Below are 25,075 nucleotides of genomic sequence, written 5' to 3'. Positions count from 1 at the left end.
GAAGTCCCTTGTACCGGTCCGTCGAAAGGCATCAGCAGGTAGCCACTGTTTTTGCGGCTATTTGGCATTTCTTGGACACTACCAGCGTGCGACGGCCTCAACTCCACGGCATCAACCCGCAATACCCGGTGCGCGCGCTTGCGTTATGCGCCATTTGCGCCAGCGTCGTCAGGTCAAAGACCGGCAGTTTCAGGTCTTCCTGAATGCGGTTTGCATAAGGCGGAAGATCCGTGCATTCCAATACCACCGAGCGTATTTCAGGCGTATCGCGCTTCAGCCTGCGCGCAGCGTCCAGCACTTCGGCCTCGATCAGATCTGTATCCATACGGGTGCGCGTGTTGCGCAGGATGACTTCGGCAAACTCGCTGGTGTGTTCCAGACCCTGCACGGCCACCGGAACGCCCCCCGCCCCAACGCCTTCGAAATGGCGTTGCGTCAGCGCTGATGAATCCGCTGTAATCACCCCGACCGGTGCGCTGGCCCCGGTCATGTGAAAAGCCAATGGCACCTGTATCAGGCTCGAAGCGAAGACTGGCACCGATACGGCCGAGGCCAACTCTTTTTGGAACAGGGCGAGAAACCCGCAACTTCCAGTAATGGCGCGAACGCCTTCAGCCTCAAGCCGTTGCGCGCCTTGTATGAATGGGTTCAGCAGATCAGGTGTCGGGTTGTTCAGCAGCGTTGGCACCGTGACGCCATCTATCATCTCGTACAGCACCGGGAACGGCAGGCTGGATGGGTTCTTGATATGCCCGGGCGGTTTGGGGAAATAGCTTTCCAGACACAAAACGCCGATAGAGGCTCCGCAGATATTCTGTCCACCCTGGTAGATCGGCATAATGGGGCAATCCTTCTTAGAAACGGTGGTTGTTGCGCGTCAAAATCGCGACAAGGCAAATGAATCCAATGAGATGTTGAGGCGTTGCCCTGACACCAAATCAGCCACCAGCTCACCTGTTTTGGGGGCCATCATCAAACCGTAATGGGAATGACCAAAGGCGGTGAACAGGCCCTTGTGCCCCTCAACCGGACCAATCGCAGGCAAACTGTCGGGAAAAGACGGGCGTCGACCCATCCAGAACTGCGTGTCCGAGGTGTTCAGATCCGGCATCATTGCGCGGGCCTGTGCGGTCAGAAGCGACTGTTTGCGTGGATCTGGCGGCGCGTCGATGCCGCCGAATTCGGCCGTGCCCGCCACACGCAAACCGTCCTGCATCGAACTGGCCACCACCTTGGCGTCCACGTCCATCACCGAGTTTTCCAGGCTGGCAGAGGGGGTCGGGAATTGGACATGGTATCCACGCTCGGCCACCAGTGGCACGGGCAAACCCAAGGGTTTCAGCAACCCGGCAGACCAAACCCCGGCGGCCAACACGACAGTATCGGCGTGAAGCGCACCGGCCGGCGAGGTCAAATGCCATTGTCCGTCTTCGGTGCGCTTTATTTCATTGACTTCTGTCCTCACGAATTCAGCGCCTTGTCGACGGGCCTTGTCGGCTAAAACCTCGCCAACCCGGCCGGGTGAGGTAACCCGCGCCTGCCCTTTGATCAGGATCGCTGCTTTGAAATCCCTGGATAAAGCGGGTTCGATCCGGCGCAGCTCTGGCCCGCCGATCCGCTCAAGCCGTCCGCCTTTTTCCTGCCGGATCAGATATCCAAGTTCTTTCAGGTCAGCCTGATCCGGGTTGCGAAACGCGTGGATATAATTGGAATCAACAATAAGGTCTTCGTGCCCGGTATTTTGCAGATGCCTTCGGTACAGATCTACCGATGGGCGGCACAATAACTCCATTGCGTCCGAGATATTGCGTACGGATTTCTCGCTCGAAGTCTTCAGGAACCTTAGGCCCCAGGGTATCATCCTGGGCCAGAACGCAGGCCTGACGGTCAACGCGCTTTTCGGATCCAGCAGCATCCGAGGGATCGTTTTCCAGATGCCGGGCGTGGCCTGTGGAATGACCGACCAGGGCGAGACGACACCGGCATTGCCGAACGAAGTCTCCTGCCCCGGTTCTCCACGGTCGATCAGACGCACGGCAATACCGCGCTCCTGCAACGAGAGCGCACAGCACAGGCCGACGATCCCGGCGCCGATGATGGTCACTTGTTCAGGCATGTCAGATCGTTGCTTGAATTCGGCTGCGGGCGATCAACTGTGTGACGATGACAGGAGACGCCACCGCCAGAGCGATCAGGTCAGCCGTCAGCGTGGGCGCAACGAAGATAATCCCGGCAACGACCATCAGGATGCGCGACACGAGGTTGAGTGGCTGCAACCAATACCCCACGACCGCCGCCGAAAGCGCGATGACACCGGCAATACAGCTGGCGGCGGTATAGGTGAATTCCCAAAGATCGAACCCTGTGGAAGACACGAACAGCAAAACCGGCGCATAGACGAAGGCCATCGGCGCGATCACCTTGCCCAGTCCCAGCGTAAAGGCGGACAGACCGGTGCGGAACGGGTTGGAATTCGCAATCGCTGCGGCGGCATAGGCCGACGTGCAGACCGGAGGTGTGATCTCGGAGACCACGCCGTAATACAGCACGAACAGATGGCTGGCGATGGGTGGAACCCCCAACTGCGCCAGCGCAGGCTGCGCGACCGAAACGAGCATGATGTACAGTGCGGTGGTCGGAATGCCGGCCCCCATCAGAATGCAGACGATGGCAATGAAAACCAGCGAGATAAACAGTTGCAGGTCTTCCATTGCAAACAGTTGGAAACTGCCGAACGAGATCATGTTGTAGAGATCGGATGCCAGATTGCCCGCACCCTGTGTCACCATGAATCCGATGCGGAAACCGATACCGGTGGTGTTGATCACACCCACCACGATACCCACCGCGGCGGCAGCGGCCCCCACGGCCAGCGAGTACTTTACCCCAAGTTCGACCGCGGCCAGCATCTCGGGTACTTCGACCCGTTTCTGCGGGTTCAGCGTGGCGATAACCGACAATCCGCACAGAATCGCGGTCATGGACAGGTCGAACCCACCGTCGGAGAACTTCCAAAGCACGAACGCAAGAAACGCCGCTGCGTAGATCAGAGTTGGCGGCTGTTTGATCCGCGACATGCCCGCGATCACCGCCAGCGATATGCCACAGAAGGCCGACATGAAGGGCGTGTATCCAGTGAACAAAACTACCAGCAGACCGATCAGCGGCACGATATTGGCCCAGCCTTCGGCCCAGACGGCCTTGAGTTGCGGCAGTTGCTCTTTCGCCAGACCTTGCAGGTTCAGCTTGCGTGCCATCAGGTGCACCACCGCGAAGACTCCAACATAGTGAAGGATCGCGGGGAAGATCGCGGCGATGACGATGGTGGTGTAGGGCACCTCAAGGAACTCAGCCATGATGAAGGCGGCTGCCCCCATGATGGGTGGTGTGATCTGGCCACCGGCAGAGGACGCAGCCTCAACCCCGCCCGCAAAATGGCCCGGGTATCCAAGGCGCTTCATGTTGGGAATCGTCAGCGCGCCGGTCGAAACTGTATTGGCCACCGATGAACCCGAGATCGTGCCGAAGAAGGCCGAGGATACCACCGACACTTTTGCAGGCCCGCCGGTATAGCGGCCCGCCAAAATGGTTGCGTTGTCAATGAACAGTTGCCCAAGCCCCGTTCGCTGAGCGATCACGCCGAACAGGACAAAATGGAACACGATGGTCGAAACGACCCAAAGCGTCACGCCATAGATTCCTTCCTGCGGGAAGTACATTGACGATACGAAGGTTTTGAAGTTCACGCCCGGATGTTGAAGCAACCCGGGAAAATAGGGGCCCAGCAGCGCGTATGAAATGAATACGCAGATAATCAGCGGCAGCACCCAACCCAGCGTGCGGCGCGCGATGTCCAGTACCAGAAGGATGATGATGACGCCGAGGATTACATCATAGCTGTTTGGGTTGCCCATGCGGAAGGTTTGTTCCTCGATCCCCAGGAACGGTATGCCGCGCCAGGCGAAACCCACGTAAAGCGCGGCGATGATGCCAAGCGCCATGAAGACCAGATCATAGAGAGGGACGTTGCCAACGCGGAAACGACTGACTTTGAGAGCATAGAGGCTTTTGGCTCCGACAATCGGGATCGTGGCGTAGACCAGAATGAACAGCAGAGCCAGATAGATGCCCATATGCCAGTGGTCGGCAGGCAGGCCGAAACCAGCCGTGAAGAATTCGTAGAATGCAAAGATCAGGGCGACGACACGCAACACCTTGCCTGCCGTGGGCGTGACCTGCCGGACAGCGGCGCCTTCGTCGAACTGTTCTTCGATGGCCGCAAGTTCCTCGGCCGTCAGTTCGTGGTCATCAAGTTTCTGGGTCTCGGACATGATGGCCCCCCGATTTCGCATGATTCCAGAGTGCGGTGCCCCGACCGGGGCACCGACGACAGGTTTCAGTCAGGTGTGGTTATTGAAGAAGACCGGCTTCTTTATAGAATTTCTCGGCACCCGGATGCAGCGGAACACCCAGCGCCTCGACACCGTCGAGGGCGGTATCAGGCGTGATCTGCTTGCCCTTTGCGTGGCCGTTGTCCAGCAGTTTGCGCGTGTTGTCGTTCCACAGGGCCTTGGTCAGCTGATAGACCAGGTCTTCGGACAGATCCGATGACACGACCAGCATCGCGCTTACCGCGGGGGTCTTGGTTTCGGAATCGATGCCTTCATATACACCCCCCGGGATAGCGGACGGGATATAGGCAGGAATGATCTCGTTGATCTTTGCCAAGTCTTCATCGCTGAAGGAATGCAGGTTCATGCCCTTGGTCGAAGACAGCTGCACCATTGCGGCAACCGGCCAGCCCGCCGCGTAGAAATAGGCGTCAAGTTGGCCATCGGCCAGACGTTCGGCGCTCTGACTGTTGTTCAACTCGGCCTCATCCATATTGTCACGGTTGACGCCCCATGCTTCCAGCATTTGCAACACGGCCACCTGCGTGCCCGAACCGGCCTGCGCGATACCAACGCGCTTGCCTTTGAGGTCACTCAGATCGTTGATCGTCTGGCCTGCGGGAAGAACCAGGTGCAGGTCTTCGGGGAACAGGTTTGCGACGATGCGCAGCTTCGGGTGGGGTTTGCCTTCAAACTTGCCCTCACCCAGATACATCGAACGGGTTACATCAGCCGCGGCCAGACCGGCCTCAAGCTCGCCGTTTTGCACGGCGGCATTGTTGAAGACCGACGCAGTTGTCGACTGCGCGATCGCGATCAGCCCGGGCACACCGCATTGGCCGCCCTCTTCGCAGGGGCGTGAGCCCGGAGGGGCCGAAATTCCGTTGGCGATGGTCCCGCCGATCGGGAAATAAGTGCCGCCCGCACCGCCGGTGCCGATGCGGAAAAAGGTTGGGTCCTGTGCAAGCGCCGGTGCAGCCAATGCACCCGCCAAAGCCAAACCCGTCAGGCATTTCATCAATCTCATCGTAAGCTCCCAGTTGTGGATTATTGGATTCGGTTTGTCCGAATTCTGATCCGTTCAGCCTATGCAATTTTAACATAAAAACAAATTTGTTATATTTAACAAAACGAAAGTTTAGCTTATGCTTTGGACATGAACCTTGCTCAATTGACTGTTTTTCGTGAGGTGATGGAAACCGGGTCCATCTCTCAGACCGCAAAGAAGCTGAACCGGACACAACCGGCGATCAGCCTGGCAATCAAGAACCTGGAAAGAAGTCTTGGACTGACCCTGTTCGAACGAAAAGGCCGGCGTTTGATCCCGGTGCCCGAGGCGCATTACCTGTTGGCGGAAACCACTGGGATACTGGACAGATTATCAACGGTTTCCAGCACGATGCACGGGCTTCTTAAAGGAAGTTCAGGCAACCTGAACATTGCCGCCATGCCGGGACCGTCCATTTTTGCCTTTCCGAATTTCATCAGCCGCTCGGTTGGCGGAAATCCGGACATTCGGGTTACGCTGTCAACCCGCAGCTCGCCCCAGATAATGGAACTTGCTGGCACTCAGAACATTGATTTCGGGTTTGCTGATTTCGAACACCCGGTCGGAAAGAAGCCGCAATTCACGGCAGAGATCATCAGCGGAGATTGCTTTTGCGCAATGGATCGGGACAATCCGTTGGCGCAAGAAAAGGCTTTGACGATTTCGGATCTCGATGATGTGCCAATGGGTGGACTGTACGACACCCACCCTTTCCAGAAAAAAGTTCAGCGCGCTTTTCAGATGGTTTCAGCCACTTACAAACCAAGTGTGACGTGCCAGTATTTTCTTCCGCTCATTCCGTTTGTTGGATCGGGGCAGTGCTGCTCGATTGTCGATCCGTTGACCGTTGCGACGGAACGGAAACTGAACATCTCGCATGGCCGTGTGGTATTCCTGCCTTTCAAGGACCCCCTCAGATACGAATACGCCATCCTGTCGCCGGATCACCGCCCTCCGTCGCAATTGGCGCTGAAAATAAAAGCGGGGTGGAAGGCGGAAGTTGTATCGATGCTGGATCAGACCAACGCGAACCCGCGGACGGAAGATTTCTGAAAGACACAGGACGGCACTGTGACGCAGGCGACAACCGGAAGAACTCAGATGCTGCGCGCAACAGAGGCCTCCAGCGTCGATTTGAGCTGTTGCGCATCTATCGGTTTGTAGAACAGCGGCAGCTTTGCTTGTTTGCACTGCTGGACAAGCTCTTGTGATCGATTGGCTGAAATAATGCAGCCGGGCAAATGCCCGAATTCATCCGTCAGGGCACGCATGGCGTCCGTCCCTGTTTTCCCGTTGTTCAATTGATAGTCTGCGACAACAAAATCCGGCAGGATACCTATTTCGCGCAGAAGGCCAATCGCTTCGCTTTCGCTTTCGCATTCAAGAACTTCGACGCCCCAGGATTCGATGGTCATGGTCAAGGCGCCGCGCAGGTTTTCATCGTTTTCGATCAACAGGGCGACGGTGTTGCCCAGCACATTCGAGTTTGGTTTTTGTGGCACTGAAGAGCAGAGAGAAACCTCTGGTTTTGCCCGGGCCAAAGGTATTTCGACCGAAAACCCCGTTCCCTTTCCAACTTCGGAAAACAGCTGGATGGGATGTTGAAGCAACCCACAGGCCCGCTCGACAATCGCAAGACCCAACCCCATGCCTTCGGCGGCGCTGGCATCTGAATGCAAACGCTGAAATTCCTGAAACACGATATCTCTTTGATCTGAAGCTATACCGATGCCCGTGTCCCAGACTTCCAATGCAATTGCGTTCTTGCGATGCCTGACACCAACAAGAACTTTGCCGGTCTCGGTGTACCGGATCGCGTTTGACAGCAGATTCTGCAATATCCGCCGAAGATAACTGGCATCGCTTGTGACCAGAGCCTTTGTGTCGACAAAACGCAATTTCAGACCTTTGGCCTGGGCGACGGGCTTGAACGCGTCTTCCATCTGCAAGAAAAGCTCGCCCACCGACACCGTGGACAGATGCGCCTTGGCCCGCCCGGAATCCAGCTTTGAGATGTCCAGCAGGGCTTCGAGAATGTGTTCGACACTGTTCAGGGCGCTTTCTGCTTTTGCTGCGACGGTCTGCGCTGTGTCTTTGTCCAAACCGCTGCCCAGTGACGCAACATAGAGTTTTGCCGCAGACAGAGGTTGCAACAGGTCATGGCTGGCGGCAGCCACAAAACGCGATTTTGACGCGTTCGCCCGTTCAGCCTCGTTCAGCGCATCCGCAAGTTCCATTGTGCGAGACGCCACACGTTGTTCCAGCATTTCCTTGGCTTCGTACAAAGCCTCGGCAGACTTCCGCTCCGCAGTTACATCGGTAAAGGAAATCACAAAGCCCCGGTCCGGCATTTCCTGGGCAAAGACCGACAGGATTTTCGTTCGCCCCCGATGCATCTGGAACTGAAGGGGGCGGCGATAGGTTGGTCGGCTGACCCAATCCAGCAGATCCGCCTCGGTTATGCCTTTCTGAAAGCTGATGTTGTCGCCCAGGCGATTGGACAGGGTTTCAAACCGCGTGCCCATCTGAAACTGCGTGATCGGAATGGCCAAAAGCTCGCTTGCGCGGGTGTTCCACCCGATCATGCGGTGCTTGTTGTCAAAGATGCAGACGCCCTGATCGATATGTTCAAGCGTGGCGCGGATCAACCGCGCCTTGTCATCCAGAATGCGATCCCTTTCTTGCCGTTCGATCCGCATGATGTCTGTCACGTCGGTTTGCAAGATCACGGTGCCCCCGTCTGGCGCGCGGTGTTCGGAAACTTGCGACCACCGATTGCCTGAAAGGCGAACATTGAACACCACGTGGTCATCTGCGTGACGATCCAGGCGGCTTTTGGCCCAGTCCCCCGGGGTCATTGTCTCTGGCAAGGACAGAAACCCGGATTGGCTGACCAGTTCCACGTAGTCGGCAAAGCGCAAGCCGGGGTTCAGCTGTTCCTGAATGTCGGGCATATGCATCCCGAACCGGCTGTTGCACAGCACCAGTTCTTCGTCACGATTGAACAGGGCGAATCCTTCCTGCACCGTTTCGATCGCATTTGCCAAATCTGCGCGCGCTGCTTCGGTTTCCTTGTTGGCCTGCGCCAACCTGGCGTTGGAGTCATTCAGAAGCTCAAGCGCGCGCTCAAGATCATCCGTTCGGGCGCGGACCTCTTGTTCAAGCACCGCCGCCCGTTGGAACTGAGCATAAGCCGCGCCAGAGGCATTGGTGGATTCTTCCACGCGCCGCATCAGGGCTTCGACGATTTTCCTGAGCTTCTCGTTCTGACGATCAAGTGAGTCCGAGGGATCTGTGAGATGCTCGATCATGCCTTACTCTTTCTCGGGCGGGTATATCGCCACACCGGTCAGGGTCTGGTTCACATGGATCGAATTGAATTGCTCTCCATAGGTCGAGAAACCGACCACGTGATTGCGAGACAGAATGTTCGAGATCGCGCGCGTCTTCTGCTTTTGCTGGGCCTCCAGCCGGCGAAGAATGCAGTCACAACCCAAAATGGTGTCGGGTTGCTGCTTCTCGGTCAACAGGCTGATTTCTTCCTGTAGGTGTTCAACCATGTCCCGAGGTTCGGCCAGCGTCAGGACCAAGCCTTCGTCAATCGCCGAAAAAAAGACAAGATCGCCGTTTCCCGCCACCTGCTGGATCGCACGGACATGGTGTTGCCCGCCTATTTGCACAACGACCGGATGGGCTGCGAATGTGAATGTAGTGAGCTGTTCCGGGTCTTTGCCGAGAATGCGGGCGTATTCGCGGGCAGCGGGTTCGGCATTGATTTCCTGAACGATGCGTTTGGCCGGGTCCGCCTTGGTCACCACCATGCGGCGAGCGGTGGGCAGAAGGTGATCGGTCTTGAACACCTTGATCGGACACCGCGTGCGAACCTGGGTCAGTATGGCGGCATTGCTTCTTGCCTGTCCCTGATACAGAACATATGTGCGCCCGAATTTGGTTCCATCCCCCGCCGATCCACCGAACAATGGTACCGGCCCAAGCCCCACAGCCAATTCCGACGTCAGTTCATCTTCTTTTGTCGACAGCCCGTCAATCATCAGGAACGTGAATTCGTGGCTCCATTCGGGCGCGCTTGCCATCATCGCGTTCCTGTTGTGGATCATCTCTTTGATGATGCTGTCGGAATCGAATTCGTTCAGGTCCGGAACAAGAACCGTGCGTGTTTCGAAATGGGATTGCGGCAGGCCGATCGCGACGATCTGATCTTCGCAATACCCACTATCCGCCAGCTCTCCGGCGGTGGTGCATCCAACAATCGGGGTCGGTGCAAAGGCGCGCGCGGCATCCGCGATCACCACGGGTGCATCAGCGTTCGGGCTGACAAAAAGAATGACAAGCGCAAGTGGGTCATCACCCAACTGGCGTCTGAGTTTCTCGATCGACTGCCCGGTGTCGTGGCGTGCAAAAGCCGTTTTGACGATGCCTGGCGTACGGGCCCGGGCTGTTGCCCGCCCGACTGCTTGGTCCATCGTGCCTCCTCCCTAAAAGCGCGACGATGACGTGAGAGTATGACGCCTAGCCTTGATCTTGCAAGACACTGGCAAAGGACGCTTTCTTGGCGATCAGAACCGCCTGCGTGCGGCTTTGGACACCCAGTTTTCGCATTATTGCGGTCACATGCGCTTTGACGGTCGTTTCCGCAATCGACAGGTCATAGGCGATTTGCTTGTTCAGTTTACCTTCGCAGATCAGTTGCAGGATACGCGCCTGCTGGTTTGTCAGTGTCGCCAGTCGTTTGACCGCTTCGCCGTGTTCGTCGTCTTCCTCTGTGTCGATCAAAACGCAGCCTTCCGGCACGAAGACGTCACCGGCATGCACGGTCTCGAATGCAGTACGGAACACGTCGCGCTGACTGTGCTTGGGGACATAGCCCGATGCGCCGGCCTGTATCACCTGGCTGACGACGCGGTTGTCGGTCAGCGACGACACCACGATTACCGGTGCGTTTGCGGCAGCCTTCAAGCGGACAAGGCCATCCAGCCCGTCCACATCCGGTAAATTGAGATCCAGCATGACAGCATCAGGTTTCAGCCCACTTGCCAGCAGATCCAATGCGTCTTCCAGCCGGTCTGCCGTATGGATTTCCCGAATCTGAGCCACACTTTGCAGGGTCATCGACAAGGCGTCGCAAAACAATGGATGGTCATCAACGATCAGCACGTTTTCGAAATCATTGCGTGCGGCGGATTCAGCAAGCATCTGGTATAGCCTTTTGCATTCAAATAGTCTCCAGCCTAACCAATCCTAGCAACGAATGAAATCCACGCATACTGGCGGAAAGTCGTATAGCAACGCGCACCCCGGATCAGGGGCACGCGTCAGGATTTTGTTACGTCCTAGGGCAGTTAGCCGAAGCCAGTTCCTTCGGCAGGCGGAAAGTCCACAAGGTGCCGCCCTGGTTCAGGTAGTTGACCTTCTTGGCCACCTTATCACCCCACAGAGGAACCGCGCCGCCCCAGCCCGAAACGATCGAGACATATTGTTCGCCGTCCTGTTCCCAGGTCACAGGCTGCCCGACGATGCCCCAGCCGGTCTGGAACGACCGCAGTTTCTCGCCGGTTTCGTCATCCAGCGCGATAAACTCACCTTCGGGCGTGCCGAAGGACACCAGCCCGCCAGCCGTCGTCATCACGCCTGACCACAGCGGCGCGTCGTTCTTGTATTCCCATTTCCATTCGCCGGTATCCGGGTCGATGGCCTTGAGCGAGCCGATGTGATCTTCTTAGTTTGGTTTGATCGTAAAGCCTGCGCCCTGATAGGCGGCACCCTTTTTGTACGAGATCGGCTCGTTCCAGATATCCATGCCCCATTCGTTCGATGGCACATAGAAGTTACCGGTACGCTGCGAGAAGGCCATCGGCATCCAGTTCTTGCCGCCAAGGAAAGAAGGCGATGCAAAGATCACTTCACCCTTCTTGCCATCAGCCGCTGACGCCGGATCGCCAGGGCGGTTGTCTTCGACAAAGACCGGGCGGCCGGTCCCATCCACGCCGGACGCCCATGTTATGTCTTTGACAAACGGATTGGCCGGCACAAAGGCGCCGTCTTCGCGGTTCAGAACATAGAAATACCCGCCGGGATTTCCGGTGATCACCAGCCCGTCGACGATCAGCGGAGCCGCGGTGTAAGAGCACCCCGCCTTGTAATCCGCGATCTTGTCACGCCACACAACGTCACCGGTGTCTTTGTCCAGGGCCACGATCCGGGCATCAAGTGTCCCGAAAATCACCTTGTCACCGTAGATGGCGGCACCCCGGTTCACCACGTCACAGCAAGGCAGGATGCCCTCGGGCAGGCGCGCATCGTATTGCCAGACCTCTTTGCCGGTCTCCAGATCAATCGCATACAGGCGCGAATACGATCCGGTGATGTACATCATGCCGTCATAGATCAGCGCCTGGGTTTCCTGCCCGCGCTGTTTTTCGCCACCAAGGCTGAACGCCCAGGCCGGCAACAGGTTCTTGACGTTGTCCTTGTTCAGCATGTCTAACGGGCTGTAGCGCTGCAAGTGGCGTCCCATCCCGTTTGTCATGACCTGGGTCGTAATTGACTGGTCGTTGGCCAGATCGTCCTCGGTAACTTCTGCATGGGCCGTGCCCACTGCAATCACGCTTGCGACCACCGTCATTGTGAACCGGTTCATCGGTGTCCTCCCTAGACTTGAGTCTTCCCTCCACGCCGAATCCCCGACAGGTCGGAGCTGTTGGCATGGCAACGATTCGCAGGCGGGTCTGTCGGCGAAATTGCACAATGGTCGTGGGGGCAATTCGCGCATTTCATCCGGGCTCCACACTCATGGTTTCGGCGGCACCAGCGGTGACTTATCGGACCACTTTCGGGCATCTGTCGCAACGGATTGCGACGCGGCGCCGATCCTTCTCCCGGACGAACATGATCTTGATACGGTTGCGCCATTTGGCCCTGCGCGCGTCGTTCGGAACGGGTCTGTCCCGCGACGTCCCGCCCAGAATGCCGGGATATGTTTCCTTGACCTTTCAGGCCGCCCAAAAATCTGCAGACCACCAATGCCGCTGAAATTCAGGAGCTTGGTTCAGTTTCCAGCGTCGATTTCAGGGCTGACCCAAAGTTCGGTTCCGCCCTTGACGAATTTCGCGTGGCGCGGGCGCGAATCCACCAGGGTGTTGGCGAACAACTCCTGTGTTTCGGTATCGATCCAATGAGCCATGTTGGTGGTCTCGGATGTGGTGACAGCGATCTTTCCATCGAGTGAAACCGCCATTCCTTCCGGTTCGATACCCACGTCAATCTGGGCAATCACGCTCCGCGACACCGTATCGACGACAGTTGTGATCGCGTCATCTTCGTTGGCGATGTAGAGATGCCGATCATTCGGGTGCAAAACGAACTGTTCGGGGTCTTCGCCGGACGGCAGATCATAAAGGGTTTCTCCGGTTTCGGGATCCATGACCTGCACCGAGTCATTGTCTGACGCGCAGATGTAGAGAACCGAGAAGTCCTTGGTAAGAGTAATCCCGCGTGGTCGTTCACCGGTTTCAAGGGTGCGGATCACTTCAAACGTTTCGATGTCGATCACACTGAGCGTGTCGTCTTTTTCGTTGCTTACCCAGATTTCATCTGCGGCCGCCGGGGCGCAAAGTGCCGTCGCAGCCAAAAGGGTGGCTACCTTCATCTTCATTCCTCCTTGAAGGCCGTGCACTGGCTTTCGGGCTCATCAATGCCAAGCGTATCCAGTTCCGTTCGTTGGTGCAGGAAACCCTGAAGCGGTGCGAGGGCCACGACAGCCCGTCCCGTCACCAAAGGGATTGGTTGGCGCAACTGGCCGTTCTAGGCGCGGAAACTCATCGCCCGGCCCTTGAAGCCTGCCAGTTCAAATCTGTCCGACAGAATGTAGTCCGGCAGAACAGAAGGATCGCCAGATTGCGTTCGGGTCACAGCCTCGCCCAATGACCGAAACGCAGCCCATGCCGCATAGTCGATTGACCTCATCGACCGTCCTGCTTGATCGGCGAACCGGCTCTGCAACTGAACCGCCCCCCATTGCTCGACCGCGGGCGACCACGCCACCGGTCGCAACCCTTCCGAACCTGCAACCGGTCTGGGTTCCCATGTGTTGAACGGTATGGACCGGGCAAAGTCGTTCAGTTCATCAGCTACCAGCAAGACATCGTAATCTCCGAAATCCTGAGTGAAAACTGGAACTACCTGGGCCGCATTACGTCTCAGGTCAGCATCAAAACGCCAGATCTTTTCTGCACGAAACTCCAGTCCGAACTTGGTCAGCGACTGTCTCAAGGCGTCTGCAAAGGCCACGTCCGACACGTGCTCTCCGGTGATCAGAACCAGATCGTCCCAGCGTCTTTTGACCAGAAACTGTGCCAGTGCGTCCGTGCGCATCGCGTCTGATGGCACAGTGTGCAGCAGGTTGGCGCGGCCGGTGATATCTCTTACGTCGCGTTCAGGTGCAGACGCGTTGAACAAGATGGCGTCGGCGGCCTCGGGAAGATCAGCGACCGCCAGTTGCGCCTGCGCAGGTGCGTCCAATATCAGGAAGCTTGTCTGGGACAGGGCCCGGCGCGCCGTTTGAAGCCAATCCCCGTCTTGCGGGGCTGTCGCAACTGTCAGTTCGTACTTGTGACCCAGAAACTTGGCCGTTGTCAGATTGTCTGTCTGTGCCAGTTTCGCACCCGCCGCACCAAGGTCTTCGGGCAATGGGTCAAGGTTCGACAAAACCGGTGGTCGCCTGACCTGTTGCTGAAGGTAGACAACAGATACAGAGACCTCGGCCGCAGCAACCATTGGCAACAGAACAAGGGTTGCTAAGACGCGAAAAACATGGCCGTGGTTGCTCCTCCTCCGATGCGCCTCCACTAAAATGAGTCCTTGGGTGGCATGCCATTCGACCTTTGTCGCACGCGGCGGATCATCTGCAACCAAGGTCGAATTTCACGATGGTTTTCCCTGAGCTATGACCGGGGCAAGCATCAGAAGGAGGAAACGATGCGTCTTGTATTTTTTTTCACACAGCGCTGGCTGGCCTGACCGCAGGCGGCATGGCGTTTGCGCACGGAGATGTCGCCCCGCAGCCGGTGAATACAGATGCCCTGCCGGATGTGGGTGAGGAATGGTTGATCGAAAATCCCTATCGCGATCAGGGTGATGAGGTTTGGCAAGCCGCCGTCGAAATTGGCGATTCCGGTTACAATCAAAACTGTGCGCGCTGCCGTGGGTTGGGCGTGGTTTCCGGCGGTTTGGCGCCTGACCTGCGCTACCTCGAGGCTGAAGAATATGGTGACGAATGGTACGTGGAACGGTTCCGCGAAGGCTATACCCAGAACGGGATCACCAAGATGCCGGCCTTCGGAGAGTTATTGGGCCAAAAGGCCGCCTGGGCCATTCGCACCTATATCGAAACGCGCCCCGACGATGGAGCGCTGGACGATCATACGGATCGGCTGAAAGAAATCCGTGACCTTCTGGCCTCGATGGCCGACGGTGGTGAAGGCGATGCCGCGGCGCTTCGGTCGGAACTCAGCGAGATTGCAAGCGCCGTGGAAACAGGATCGGGCGCCCCAGTGGCTGACAGCGTGGCCTTCCGCGCCGCTGTTCTGATCTCGGGCGACAGTCCTGATTTCGCGGAAGCCGCAGAACAACTGACAATTGGATTGTCTGCCGCGCAATAGGACGGCAGACTGAAGCACATGATCGGACGCTCACTTTTTCTCCTCCTGTTGGCTGCCACCCTTTCCACCGGAATGGCGATGGCCCGATGCGAGGATCATGTGCCTCAACCCAAACCACAAAACGCCGGTCGGGATATCGTTGGCGCCGATCTCGATACCATTGTCGAGCGTGGCTATATCGAATTCGCCGCCTATGACGATTTCCCACCGTGGTCCTATGAGAGGGACGGCAAGATACTTGGCGTGGACATCGACATAGGCAGGTTGATTGCCGAGGAGCTGGATGTTGAAGCGCGTTTCAATCTGGTGGCTGCCGGAGAAAACCTTGAGGCCGACCTGCGCAACTGGATCTGGAAGGGACCCCTGATCAATGGGCGGGTCGCAAATGTGATGTTGCACGTTCCCTATGACAGCGAATTCGCCTGCCGGGTCGAACAGGTGGTCTTCACCGGGCAATACCATGACGAGGAAATCGCCATCGCGTATGGCCGCGATACCTATCCCGATGACCCGCCAGTTCCTGCGTATTTCCGGATCGACACTGTCGCCGTCGAGAACGATTCGATTGCCGATTTCTATTTGTCGGCATTTCCCGGCGGTCAATTGGCACGAAACATGCGCAGATATCCCACTGTCGCCAAGGCAATGCAGGCGCTTGCCGGTGGTGCGACGATGGCGGCCATGGGACCGCGTGCCCAACTTGAGGCCGGGCGGACGCCAGAGCTGGACACCCATACCCCACCCCTGCCCGGTTTTGCCGTCAGTTCATGGACCACTGGCGTGGCCGTTCATTTCGCCTATCGCGGCCTCGGCTATGCTGTGGACGATGCCATTTTTGCGGCGTTGCAGGACGGGCGCATCACCGAAATCTTCAATCGTCACGGCCTTGCACATTCGCCGCCCGCGCTGCGGTGACTACACCCAAGGTCTTATAGGCAAGGCGGCGAACACCGCGTAGCGTAACAAAAAATATACTTGGAGAAGTGAAATGGAACTCAATGACAGCCGCGTCATCGCCGCGCCGCGATCCAAAGTCTGGGACTCGCTTTTGTCGGCAGAAGTTCTAAAGGAATGCGTGCCGGGATGTCAGGAGATGACAGGTTCGATCGAAGACGGGTTCGAGGCCACCGTCGTGCAGAAAGTAGGCCCGGTCAAAGCGACTTTCAAAGGCTCTGTGACCCTTTCTGATCTCGTGGAGCTTGAAAGCGTAAAGTTATCGGGTGAAGGTAAGGGAGGAGCCGCCGGATTTGCCAAGGGTGCGGCCGATGTCACCTTGTCGGACGCCCCCGAAGGTACGCTGCTGACCTACAAGGTCGATGCGCGCGTCGGTGGCAAGCTGGCTCAGTTGGGGGGGCGCGTGATTGATGGGGTTGCCAGAAAGATGGCCGACCAGTTCTTTGAGAACTTCCAGAATGCGGTCGAACCTCAGGATGCGCCCGAACCCGAAACCTCGGAAGAAGGCGAGACCGGGGAAGAAAAGAAAGGTTGGATCAAGCGCGTGTTAGGCGGTTGATCCTTTGGAATTCAGGGAGGAGAAAGTCATGAAAATTTCCATGACCGTGAACGGCAAAGCCGTAAGCGGAGACGTCGAGGGCCGGACATTGCTGTCCGGTTTTCTGCGCGATCATCTGTCTTTGACGGGCACGCATGTGGGGTGCGACACAGCGCAATGCGGTGCTTGCGTGGTGCATGTGAATGGCGAAGCGGTGAAATCGTGCAACATGCTGGCTGCCGAAGCAGATGGGGCTGATGTCGGCACGATCGAAGGTCAGGCCAATTCGGATGGGTCGTTGAACGTGATCCAGCAGGCGTTTCAGGATCACCACGGGCTTCAGTGTGGGTTCTGCACTCCGGGCATGGTGATGAGCGCGGCGGCTCTGCTGAAAGAGAACCCGCGGCCGTCAGAGGCCGAAATCCGGAAGTATCTGGAGGGCAACCTGTGCCGCTGTACCGGGTACCACAACATCGTCAAAGCGATAATGGCCGCATCCGGTCAGGACGTGGGCAGCATCGCTGCCGAATGATGCCGCTGCGGGCGTGATCTTAACGCCCGTGGGATGAGTAAGGGATGCAACAGCATCCGTTTATGGGAGGAGAACAAGCAATGCCCAAAGACAGTGGCATCGGAGCCAGTTCCAAGCGACGCGAGGACGTGCGCTTTCTGACCGGAGCAGGCAATTACACCGACGATATCAACGTACATGGTCAGGCCTATGTGCATTTTCTGCGGTCTGATATCGCGCATGGCCGGATCAAATCCCTGGACACTTCGGCGGCCGAAGGCATGCCGGGCGTGGTCAAGGTTTTTACCGGCAAGGATTTCGAAGGCGTGGGCGGCATGCCCTGCGGCTGGGAAGTCACCGACAAGCACGGCGCGCCGATGCAAGAGCCCCCTCACCCCATTCTGGCGCAGGGCAAAGTGCGCCATGTGGGCGACCCGATCGCGGCCGTTGTGGCCGACAGCCTTGAGCAGGCCCGCGACGCGGCCGAGGCCATCGAGATGGATATCGAGGAACTGCCCGCGGTGATCGACATGAAAGCCGCCGCGCAGGATGGCGCGACGCTGGTCCATGACGATCTGAAAAACAACATTTGCTATGACTGGCAGCTGGGCGAGGCGGACGACGCCAAGGTGAACGAGGTGTTTGCCAACGCGGCGCATGTCACCACGCTGGAACTGGTGAACAACCGTCTGGTTGCCAACCCGATGGAACCGCGCGTGGCTGTTGCGCAATACAGCCGTGGCACGGATGAATACACGCTCTATACCACGTCGCAGAACCCGCATGTGATCCGGCTGCTGATGTGCGCCTTCGTGCTGGGCCTGCCCGAGCACAAGGTCCGCGTCGTGGCGCCGGATGTGGGCGGCGGTTTCGGCACCAAGATTTTCCACTATGCGGAAGAGGCGTTCTGTACCTTTGCCGCCAAGGCCTGCAACCGTCCGGTCAAGTGGACGGCCAGCCGGTCCGAGGCGTTCATGTCGGATGCACAGGGCCGCGACCATGTCAGCAAGATCGAGCTGGCGCTGGATGCCGACAACAATTTCGTCGGGCTGCGCACCAACACATACGCCAATCTGGGCGCCTATCTGTCCACCTTCTCCAGCTCGGTCCCGACCTGGCTGCACGGTACGCTGATGGCAGGCAACTACAAGACGCCGGTCATTCAGGTGAACGTGAAGGCGATGTTCACCAATACAGTGCCGGTGGACGCCTATCGCGGCGCAGGCCGCCCCGAGGCGACGTACCAGCTGGAGCGCGTGATCGACAAGGCCGCGCGCGAACTGGGCGTGGATCCGATCGCGCTGCGTCGGCAGAACTTCATCACGCAGTTCCCCTACGACACGCCGGTGGCGCTGACCTATGATACCGGGGATTACAACGGAACTATGGACAAGCTTGAGGCCGCCGCCGATCTGGCAGGTTTTGCAGCGCGGCGCGCGCAAAGCGAAGCCAACGGCAAGCTTCGGGGCTTGGGCATCAACTGCTATATCGAGGCCTGTGGCATCGCACCTTCCAACATTGTCGGCATGCTTGGGGCCCGGGCGGGCCTTTATGATGCAGCAACGGTTCGGGTGAACGCTACCGGTTCGATCAGCGTCATGGTCGGCGCGCACAGCCACGGGCAAGGGCACGAGACGGCCTTTCCGCAAGTGGTGGCCGACATGATCGGCATCGACGAGTCGATGGTCGAGATCGTGCATGGCGATACATCGAAAATCCCGTTCGGCATGGGCACATATGGTTCGCGTTCGCTGGCGGTCTGTGGCTCGGCCATGGTCAAGGCGACCGAAAAGGTGATCGACAAGGCCAAGAAGATCGCCGCCCACCTGCTGGAAGCGTCCGAGGCCGATATCGAGCTGAAGGATGGTCAGTTCAGCGTTGCGGGCACTGATAAGTCAGTGGCCTGGGGCGATGTGACCCTGACGGCCTATGTCCCGCACAACTATCCACTGGAAGTGGAGCCCGGGTTGGAGGAAACCGCGTTCTATGATCCGGCCAACTTTACCTTCCCGGCAGGCGCCTATGCCTGCGAAGTCGAGGTTGATCCGGAAACCGGTCAGGTCAGCATCGAGAAATTCACTGCGGCGGATGATTTCGGCAACATCGTTAACCCGATGATCGTGGATGGTCAGGTCCATGGCGGTATCGGTCAGGGTATCGGTCAGGCGCTTCTGGAAAACTGCGCCTACGATGAAAACGGTCAGCTTCTAAGCGCGTCCTTCATGGACTACGCGATACCGCGTGCGGATGACGTGCCATTCTACGGTGTCGACCATTCCAGCCAGACGCCGTGTACCCACAACCCCTTGGGCGTGAAAGGCTGCGGCGAAGCCGGCGCGATTGGCTCGCCACCCGCAGTGGTGAACGCGGTTCTTGATGCGCTGAACTCGGGCGGCAAGGCGGTGGACCACATCGACATGCCGGTCAGCCCATCGCGCGTCTGGGCGGCGATGAACAGCTGAGAGGAGAGGGCGGACCGGGGGCCAGCCCCCGGACCCCCGAGATATTTACAGCCAGATGAAGGGCGGATCCGCGCCTTTCGGAAAGGAAAAACGAAATGTACAGTTTCGAGTTTGAGAAACCCTCGACCATTGCTGACGCGGTTGCAGCACTGACGGTTGAGGATGCGCAGGCGTTGGGGGGCGGACAGACGCTGATCCCAACATTGAAGCAACGGTTGGCGGCCCCGTCCAAGTTGGTGTCGGTCAGCGGAATTCCCGAGATGCAAGGCGTTTGCGTCGAGGATGACGGATCGGTTTCGATCGGTGGCGCGACGCCCCACGCTGTCGTCGCCCGCGAGGCCGCGGGATCATATCCAGCGCTTGCAGCGCTGGCCGGTCAGATCGGCGATCCGGCAGTCCGCAACCGCGGGACGATTGGCGGTTCGGTTGCCAACAATGACCCTGCGGCCTGTTATCCGGCAGGGGTATTGGGATCAGGGGCGACAGTGGTGACCAATACCCGCCAGATTGCCGCCGATGACTTTTTCCAGGGAATGTTCACGACGGCGCTGGATGAGGGTGAAATCATCACATCGGTCCGTTTCCCGGTACCGCAAGCGGCGAGCTATCAAAAGTTCCTTCAGCCAGCGTCGCGATTTGCGCTTGTCGGGGTCTATCTGGCCCGTTTCGCCGATGGAGTACGTGTCGCGGTAACCGGCGCGAGCGAGGACGGCGTTTTCCGGTGGTCAGAGGCTGAACAGGCGCTGAACAAGGAGTTTCGCCCTGATGCCCTTATGGACCTGCGCGTGAACCCGGCGAACATGATTGCAGATCTGCATGGCAGCAAGGAGTATCGAGCCCATCTTGTTTCCGTCATGACCAAACGCGCGGTTGCAGACTGCCAATAGGCCATCTTAGAGAACTCGAAAAGCCTCGGTGTGATCCGGGGCTTTTTGACCCTGAAGCACGACCACTTTCCCGTTGGGGCGAACACAGATTGCGATGCAATCGCCGGCTGCCCGCGCAAGGGCCGCTGCTATTTCAGTCTCGGAAGCATGACAGAATGCCGTTGAAAGCGCGCCTGCTGTCGCAGCATCCGGGGCCTGGACACTGACCGTTGACCGAAGCGGTGCGTTTTCGCCCATCGGGTCGATGATGTGAGCACCGCCGGACCGCAGGCGCATGACGCCGGGGCTGGACGTAGCGATGGCGCGGTCTTTCAAATGCGTGGCTTCGTCAAGCCCGTGCACTGGATCCGTGACACCCAGCAGCCACTGACGGCCACTTGCATAATACTCTCCGATATTGACCAGAACCTTTTCCCACCCGGCCTTGCGCAAGGCGCGAACGACCAGATCAGTAGCAAAACCCTGAGCGGTGCGGTTCCAATCCCTGCATTTTCTCACGCGCGACTGCCAAAGCAGCACCCATGACGGATTCATGCGCGATCCGCACCATTGCCGTCGCCTTTGTAACCCCGTCCAAATACACCAATGACGACCCGCTTGCTGTATCGCCGTACGGGGTTCCGACAACGATGGAATCCGAGAACGAAAGGCCCCTGTATTGCTCGAGGAATTTGTGGAAGGGGGCCTTTCCCAGCCCTGAAACAAAAATCGGTTCGTTATGTTCGATCAACTGCACGTCAAGAAAACGCCCTTCAAGATCCAGCACGATCAACATGTTGATCGGTGCGCCGGAAAAACCGGGCAATGGCGCCAGGGGCTCCGATTCAAAGACATAGCCTGCATCGGCCCCGCCGGAGTTCAGCAGACTGTAGACGCCGTTCTCGTTCAACGCCGGCCCCAAAGAGAAAGGCGCGCGAATATGGGATTCGATATCTTCGCGCGACAAAGGTTCGGCCAAAGCCGCCAGGCCACTGAAAAGCAGCATCAGAATGCCTGCGAGTACGCGCATGTTCGAAAGACTAGCTTTCCGCCCTTCGCTGGAACATTCGATGAAAGTCCTAAGTTCCTGCCGCGGCCCTGTGACAGCCTTTTATCCAAAGTTGCAACAGCAAGGAAATTGACCCTGGCGGGTGATGCGGCCCTCGCCGGTCCGGTGAGCAAACTGTCACCACAGCAGCCAGAGGTGGCGGAAGTACGGGGTATGCGGGCAGTCGATAGGAGACAGACTTGGTTCTCCGTTCAGTACGGCATCGACCCCGGGGTAATATTGGGGTTTTTCATTTCAAAGGCTACGGTCTGAAAAAAGAACAGGCCGCCCAGTAGGGGCGGCCTGACCTGTTTTTTTTGAGCTTATGCCTTATTCAGCAGCCTGCGTGCTGCTGGCAGAGTGCTTGTCACGCTGACTGTCGCGGAACAGCGCCTTGGCCAGCGATACGCACATCAGACCCATCACCACGGTGAACGGAAGCGCACCGATGATCATGGCATTGCGCAGCGCGTCCATCGGGTTGTTTTCACCGGCCGCCAGGATCAGCGCGCCGATTACCGCCGTCAGGATCACACCCCAGATGATGCGGTGCTTGATACCGGTTTCCTGGCTACCACCCGACATGATGGTGTTCATCACCAGAATACCCGAGTCAGCCGAGGTCACCAGGAAGGTCATGATCAGGATCACGCACATGATGTTCAGCATGGACAGAAGCCCACTGTCGATCATGTAGGACAGGGTTACGAACAGCTTGTTGGTGTTCGATGCTCCAATGATCGCACCTTCCGCCGCGCCTGCCAGTTCCAGATCGATCGCTGTGCCGCCCAGAACGGTCATCCAGGCAAAGCATACCAGCGCAGGTGCGAACACGCAGCCCAGAATGAACTCACGAACGCTGCGCCCCTTGGAGATACGCGCCAGGAACAGACCCACGAAGGGCGAGAATGCGATCCACCATGCCCAGTAGAAGGTAGTCCAGCCTGATTGCCAGCCGAACTGACGACCTTGCTCACCCGCAGCATAGGCCGCAGCCAAGGTTGCTTCGTCCAACTCGGCAGCTGCACCTTCCAGACCGCTTTTGAAGCCGTCGAAGCTGCCCCAGGCATTGGTCGCGCCTGCCATCAGGTCTGCGGCATGTGCTTGCGCCTCGGCCGGCAGGGCCGCTGCGAATGCTTCGGCCGACAGCGGGCCATAGGCGTTAAAGCTGAGCGACACGAAGTGCAAAATGTAGTCGATCATCGCAGTGCCATAAGTGGTCATGGCAAAGACAAACGAACCGAAGACCACGAAAGTGCCCAGCAAGATGATCGACAACACCAGGTTCAGGTTGGACAGGTACTTGACACCTCGGCCAACACCGGAAACCGCCGAAATGATCGACAGACCCATGATGACGACCAAGCCTGCAATCAGACCAACCTTGCTGGGGGTCGGCACCTCGCCGCCCAGATCCATGATCCACTGCATGCCGGTGATGGCATAGAGGCCGTCGATGAACTGGCTGACGCCAAAACCGATGGTTACGGACACGCCGAGGATCGTTGCGACAACGCCCAGAACGTCGACCACGTGGCCGAAAAAACCATTGACGAAACGGCCAAACAGCGGAGTCAGCGCCGAGCGGATCGTCAGAGGCATGTCGCGTGTATAAGCGTAATACGCCAACGACAGACCGGTCACCACGTAGATCGCCCAGGCGTGGAAACCATAGTGCAGGAAAGTGAAACGGTAGGCCGATTGCAGTGCCTCAGGCGTGTTACCTTCGACCTCACCAGAAACGACAACCGGGTTAGATCCCCAGAGACCCAGCGGTTCTGCTGTCGCAAAGACCATGAGACCGACACCAAGACCGGCACCGAACATCATGGAAAACCACGAGAAGTTCGAAAACTCGGGCTTTTCCCCCGGCGTTCCCATGATCCGGCGACCCGTGGACGGAATGATCGCAACAACGGCCAGGAAAAAGAAGAAAAAACCGACAATGACGATGTAGAAGCTGTTGAAGACTTCCAGCAACTGGCTGTTCAGGCTGCCCAACGTGCTGTTTGCATTCGCAGGGAAAACCAGGGCCCACAGGACCAGCCCGACCATGATGGCCTTGCTGATCAGGGCAATTGGGACGCTGTAGTTTTCATAGAATCCGGAATCAGCCGTTTCTATTTCAACGTCCGTGAAAGGTTCGGGTATCGACATATCGCGCGTTCCTCCTCGAGTGTGTCGTTTTTGTTCTTCTGGAAAAAGTGCTGGAAACCATCGCGTTGCACGACGCGGACAATCATGCACGATGCGCAAACCGATGGTGAGTTGTGTTCAGCCCAAACTTGGGCTTGCAGTAACAACGCGTGCTCCCATTACGTTTCTTACTGCAGATCTCCTCCGGGTTATTCGCTGCCAGCCGACATCCCTGGTCCTAGTTATAAGTCAGCATGTCTTTAAACATGATCTCAGCGTCGTAAGTGGTTATTGGGCTTCCAGTTTCGAAACACCTATAGCATGGGTTAAGTGTTCTAATTTGAGAATCCGACACTTCGATTACGTGAAACGACTAAAAAACTCACTCGTTTTCCATGTTAGCGAGAACAGTGCAATGCTATGAATTGCGGTAGCCATCATACTGTCTATAGCTTCAGGACCAGTTTCTCGGACTTGGCCCGTGAAACGCAGGTGCACAGGAATTCGTGGCTTTCCCGCTCTTGCGGTGTCAGTATTCCGTCGCGGTGGTCGACCTGACCTGACACTACGTCAACAATGCATGACCCGCACAACCCTTCAGAGCAGCCGAAATCGACCTGCACGCCGTTGTTTTGCAATACTTCGAGAATGGTTTCCTCCTTTCCGACCGGGTAGACCGCGCCGGTTGACTGAATTTCGATCCGGAATTCGGCGTTTGTGTCGTGCTCGATATCAGATGCGGCTGCAAATCGTTCAAAATGGATGGCACCGCCGCGCAAGGATGCACTTGCTTCGAGAACAGCATTCAGCATCGGTTCAGGTCCGCAGGTATACACATCCGCACCCATCGGCGTCGATTGCATGACCGATGCAAAATCAAACTGACCGTCAGTATCATCGCAGTGCAAATGATACCATTCATCCAATCCAAGCGAACGAAACTGCGCATCCATCGCGGCATATTCCCTTGACCGTACCAGGTAATAAACCCGAAAATCCTGCCCTCGGTTCAACAGTTCCCGCGCCATTGCCACCAGCGGCGTCGCCCCAATACCGCCTGCAATCAACGTGACGTGCCGATCGTGACTTTCGAGTTTGAAGTGATTACGCGGCCCACCGATTTCGACCATCGACCCATCTTGCAGCGCGTGCATCGCCACCGAGCCGCCACGCCCTTCATCTTCGCGTTTGACGGCGACATTGAGTACGCGGCCGTCCTGGCTCCAGCTCCACAGTGAATACTGCCGCACCAGATCGTCGGCCAGATGGATATCGACATGTGCGCCGGGTTGAAGACTTGTGAAGCGGCCGTTTTCGATTTCAAAGCAAAAATCGGACGTGTCCGGGCTCAGCTGTGTTTTGCGCACGAGGCGGGCAACTTGTGTATCCATCACACATCCTGTTCGTTCTCGGTCGACTTTGGTCCTGTACCCGATCGCAAACA

19 protein-coding genes and 2 pseudogenes are annotated in these 25,075 nt (G+C 57.6%); 7 read left to right on the top strand and 14 right to left on the bottom strand.

All coding sequences use genetic code 11. The features are described from left to right. Positions 1-97: 97 nt before the first annotated feature. From ACR0DJ_RS10335 to ACR0DJ_RS10320, 4 genes are all read right to left on the bottom strand, one after another. Positions 98-838: an aspartate/glutamate racemase family protein gene (locus ACR0DJ_RS10335; protein ID WP_425079579.1), complete on the bottom strand. Its 741-nt coding sequence runs from the start codon at positions 836-838 to the stop codon at positions 98-100. A 39-nt stretch (positions 839-877) separates the two neighbouring features. Further along, a complete protein-coding gene (locus ACR0DJ_RS10330; RefSeq protein ID WP_425079578.1) occupies positions 878-2,116 on the bottom strand; it encodes an NAD(P)/FAD-dependent oxidoreductase in 1,239 nt (412 codons plus the stop codon). 1 nt (position 2,117) lies between these two features. Then, on the bottom strand, positions 2,118-4,331 hold the full coding sequence (locus ACR0DJ_RS10325; RefSeq protein ID WP_480684855.1) for a TRAP transporter permease: 2,214 nt from the start codon (positions 4,329-4,331) through the stop codon (positions 2,118-2,120). A gap of 79 nt (positions 4,332-4,410) precedes the next feature. Beyond that, entirely contained in the window at positions 4,411-5,418 is a 1,008-nt protein-coding gene (locus ACR0DJ_RS10320; RefSeq protein WP_171119318.1) for a TAXI family TRAP transporter solute-binding subunit, read from the bottom strand. 129 nt (positions 5,419-5,547) lie between these two features. Here ACR0DJ_RS10320 and ACR0DJ_RS10315 point away from each other — a divergent pair, with 129 nt between their 5' ends. After that, the gene (locus tag ACR0DJ_RS10315) at positions 5,548-6,492 is read left to right on the top strand and encodes a LysR family transcriptional regulator (RefSeq protein WP_170345435.1); all 945 of its coding nucleotides are present in this window, start codon (positions 5,548-5,550) and stop codon (positions 6,490-6,492) included. Between the two features lie 44 nt (positions 6,493-6,536). Here the strand turns inward: ACR0DJ_RS10315 and ACR0DJ_RS10310 are convergent, their stop codons facing one another. The 6 genes and pseudogenes from ACR0DJ_RS10310 to ACR0DJ_RS10285 form a co-directional block, all read right to left on the bottom strand. After that, entirely contained in the window at positions 6,537-8,750 is a 2,214-nt protein-coding gene (locus ACR0DJ_RS10310; RefSeq protein ID WP_480684854.1) for a hybrid sensor histidine kinase/response regulator, read from the bottom strand. 3 nt (positions 8,751-8,753) lie between these two features. After that, entirely contained in the window at positions 8,754-9,923 is a 1,170-nt protein-coding gene (locus ACR0DJ_RS10305; protein WP_480684853.1) for an FIST N-terminal domain-containing protein, read from the bottom strand. Between the two features lie 46 nt (positions 9,924-9,969). Then, positions 9,970-10,653 (bottom strand): response regulator, encoded by a 684-nt coding sequence (locus tag ACR0DJ_RS10300; RefSeq protein WP_425079575.1) that lies wholly within the window; start codon positions 10,651-10,653, stop codon positions 9,970-9,972. Between the two features lie 130 nt (positions 10,654-10,783). Further along, positions 10,784-12,082 (bottom strand): annotated as a pseudogene (locus tag ACR0DJ_RS10295) (outer membrane protein assembly factor BamB family protein). A gap of 438 nt (positions 12,083-12,520) precedes the next feature. Then, positions 12,521-13,105: pseudogene (locus tag ACR0DJ_RS10290) on the bottom strand (PQQ-dependent catabolism-associated beta-propeller protein); the annotation flags it as partial. 155 nt (positions 13,106-13,260) lie between these two features. After that, a complete protein-coding gene (locus tag ACR0DJ_RS10285; RefSeq protein WP_480686256.1) occupies positions 13,261-14,232 on the bottom strand; it encodes a type 1 periplasmic-binding domain-containing protein in 972 nt (323 codons plus the stop codon). Between the two features lie 212 nt (positions 14,233-14,444). On the opposite strand from ACR0DJ_RS10285, the gene pedF reads away from it, so the two are divergent. The 6 genes from pedF (at position 14,445) to ACR0DJ_RS10255 (ending at position 20,468) form a co-directional block, all read left to right on the top strand. After that, positions 14,445-15,116 (top strand): cytochrome c-550 PedF, encoded by a 672-nt coding sequence (gene pedF / locus ACR0DJ_RS10280; RefSeq protein WP_480685233.1) that lies wholly within the window; start codon positions 14,445-14,447, stop codon positions 15,114-15,116. 72 nt (positions 15,117-15,188) lie between these two features. Continuing rightward, positions 15,189-16,031: a substrate-binding periplasmic protein gene (locus ACR0DJ_RS10275; protein WP_480686255.1), complete on the top strand. Its 843-nt coding sequence runs from the start codon at positions 15,189-15,191 to the stop codon at positions 16,029-16,031. A 73-nt stretch (positions 16,032-16,104) separates the two neighbouring features. Continuing rightward, on the top strand, positions 16,105-16,629 hold the full coding sequence (locus ACR0DJ_RS10270; RefSeq protein WP_425079571.1) for an SRPBCC family protein: 525 nt from the start codon (positions 16,105-16,107) through the stop codon (positions 16,627-16,629). 28 nt (positions 16,630-16,657) lie between these two features. Beyond that, the gene (locus tag ACR0DJ_RS10265) at positions 16,658-17,140 is read left to right on the top strand and encodes a (2Fe-2S)-binding protein (RefSeq protein ID WP_170345443.1); all 483 of its coding nucleotides are present in this window, start codon (positions 16,658-16,660) and stop codon (positions 17,138-17,140) included. A gap of 80 nt (positions 17,141-17,220) precedes the next feature. Next, positions 17,221-19,581, top strand: coding sequence for a xanthine dehydrogenase family protein molybdopterin-binding subunit (locus ACR0DJ_RS10260; protein WP_480684849.1), 2,361 nt, complete (start codon positions 17,221-17,223; stop codon positions 19,579-19,581). A 95-nt stretch (positions 19,582-19,676) separates the two neighbouring features. Continuing rightward, positions 19,677-20,468, top strand: coding sequence for an FAD binding domain-containing protein (locus tag ACR0DJ_RS10255; protein WP_480684848.1), 792 nt, complete (start codon positions 19,677-19,679; stop codon positions 20,466-20,468). 6 nt (positions 20,469-20,474) lie between these two features. On the opposite strand, the gene ACR0DJ_RS10250 is transcribed toward ACR0DJ_RS10255, so the two are convergent. The 4 genes from ACR0DJ_RS10250 to ACR0DJ_RS10235 form a co-directional block, all read right to left on the bottom strand. Then, positions 20,475-20,900 (bottom strand): FAD:protein FMN transferase, encoded by a 426-nt coding sequence (locus tag ACR0DJ_RS10250; protein ID WP_480686254.1) that lies wholly within the window; start codon positions 20,898-20,900, stop codon positions 20,475-20,477. 16 nt (positions 20,901-20,916) lie between these two features. Next, positions 20,917-21,477 (bottom strand): hypothetical protein, encoded by a 561-nt coding sequence (locus tag ACR0DJ_RS10245; protein WP_425079567.1) that lies wholly within the window; start codon positions 21,475-21,477, stop codon positions 20,917-20,919. Between the two features lie 348 nt (positions 21,478-21,825). Next, positions 21,826-23,652: a BCCT family transporter gene (locus tag ACR0DJ_RS10240; RefSeq protein WP_425079566.1), complete on the bottom strand. Its 1,827-nt coding sequence runs from the start codon at positions 23,650-23,652 to the stop codon at positions 21,826-21,828. A gap of 425 nt (positions 23,653-24,077) precedes the next feature. Next, positions 24,078-25,022 carry a PDR/VanB family oxidoreductase gene (locus ACR0DJ_RS10235; protein ID WP_480684845.1) on the bottom strand — a complete coding sequence of 315 codons (945 nt, stop codon included), beginning with the start codon at positions 25,020-25,022 and terminating at the stop codon, positions 24,078-24,080. Between the last annotated feature and the right edge of the window lie 53 nt (positions 25,023-25,075).

Source organism: Ruegeria sp. BF10 (genome assembly GCF_056538725.1).
The sequence above is the reverse complement of the archived record's forward strand: the minus strand, read 5'-3'. Positions and strand labels throughout refer to the sequence as shown.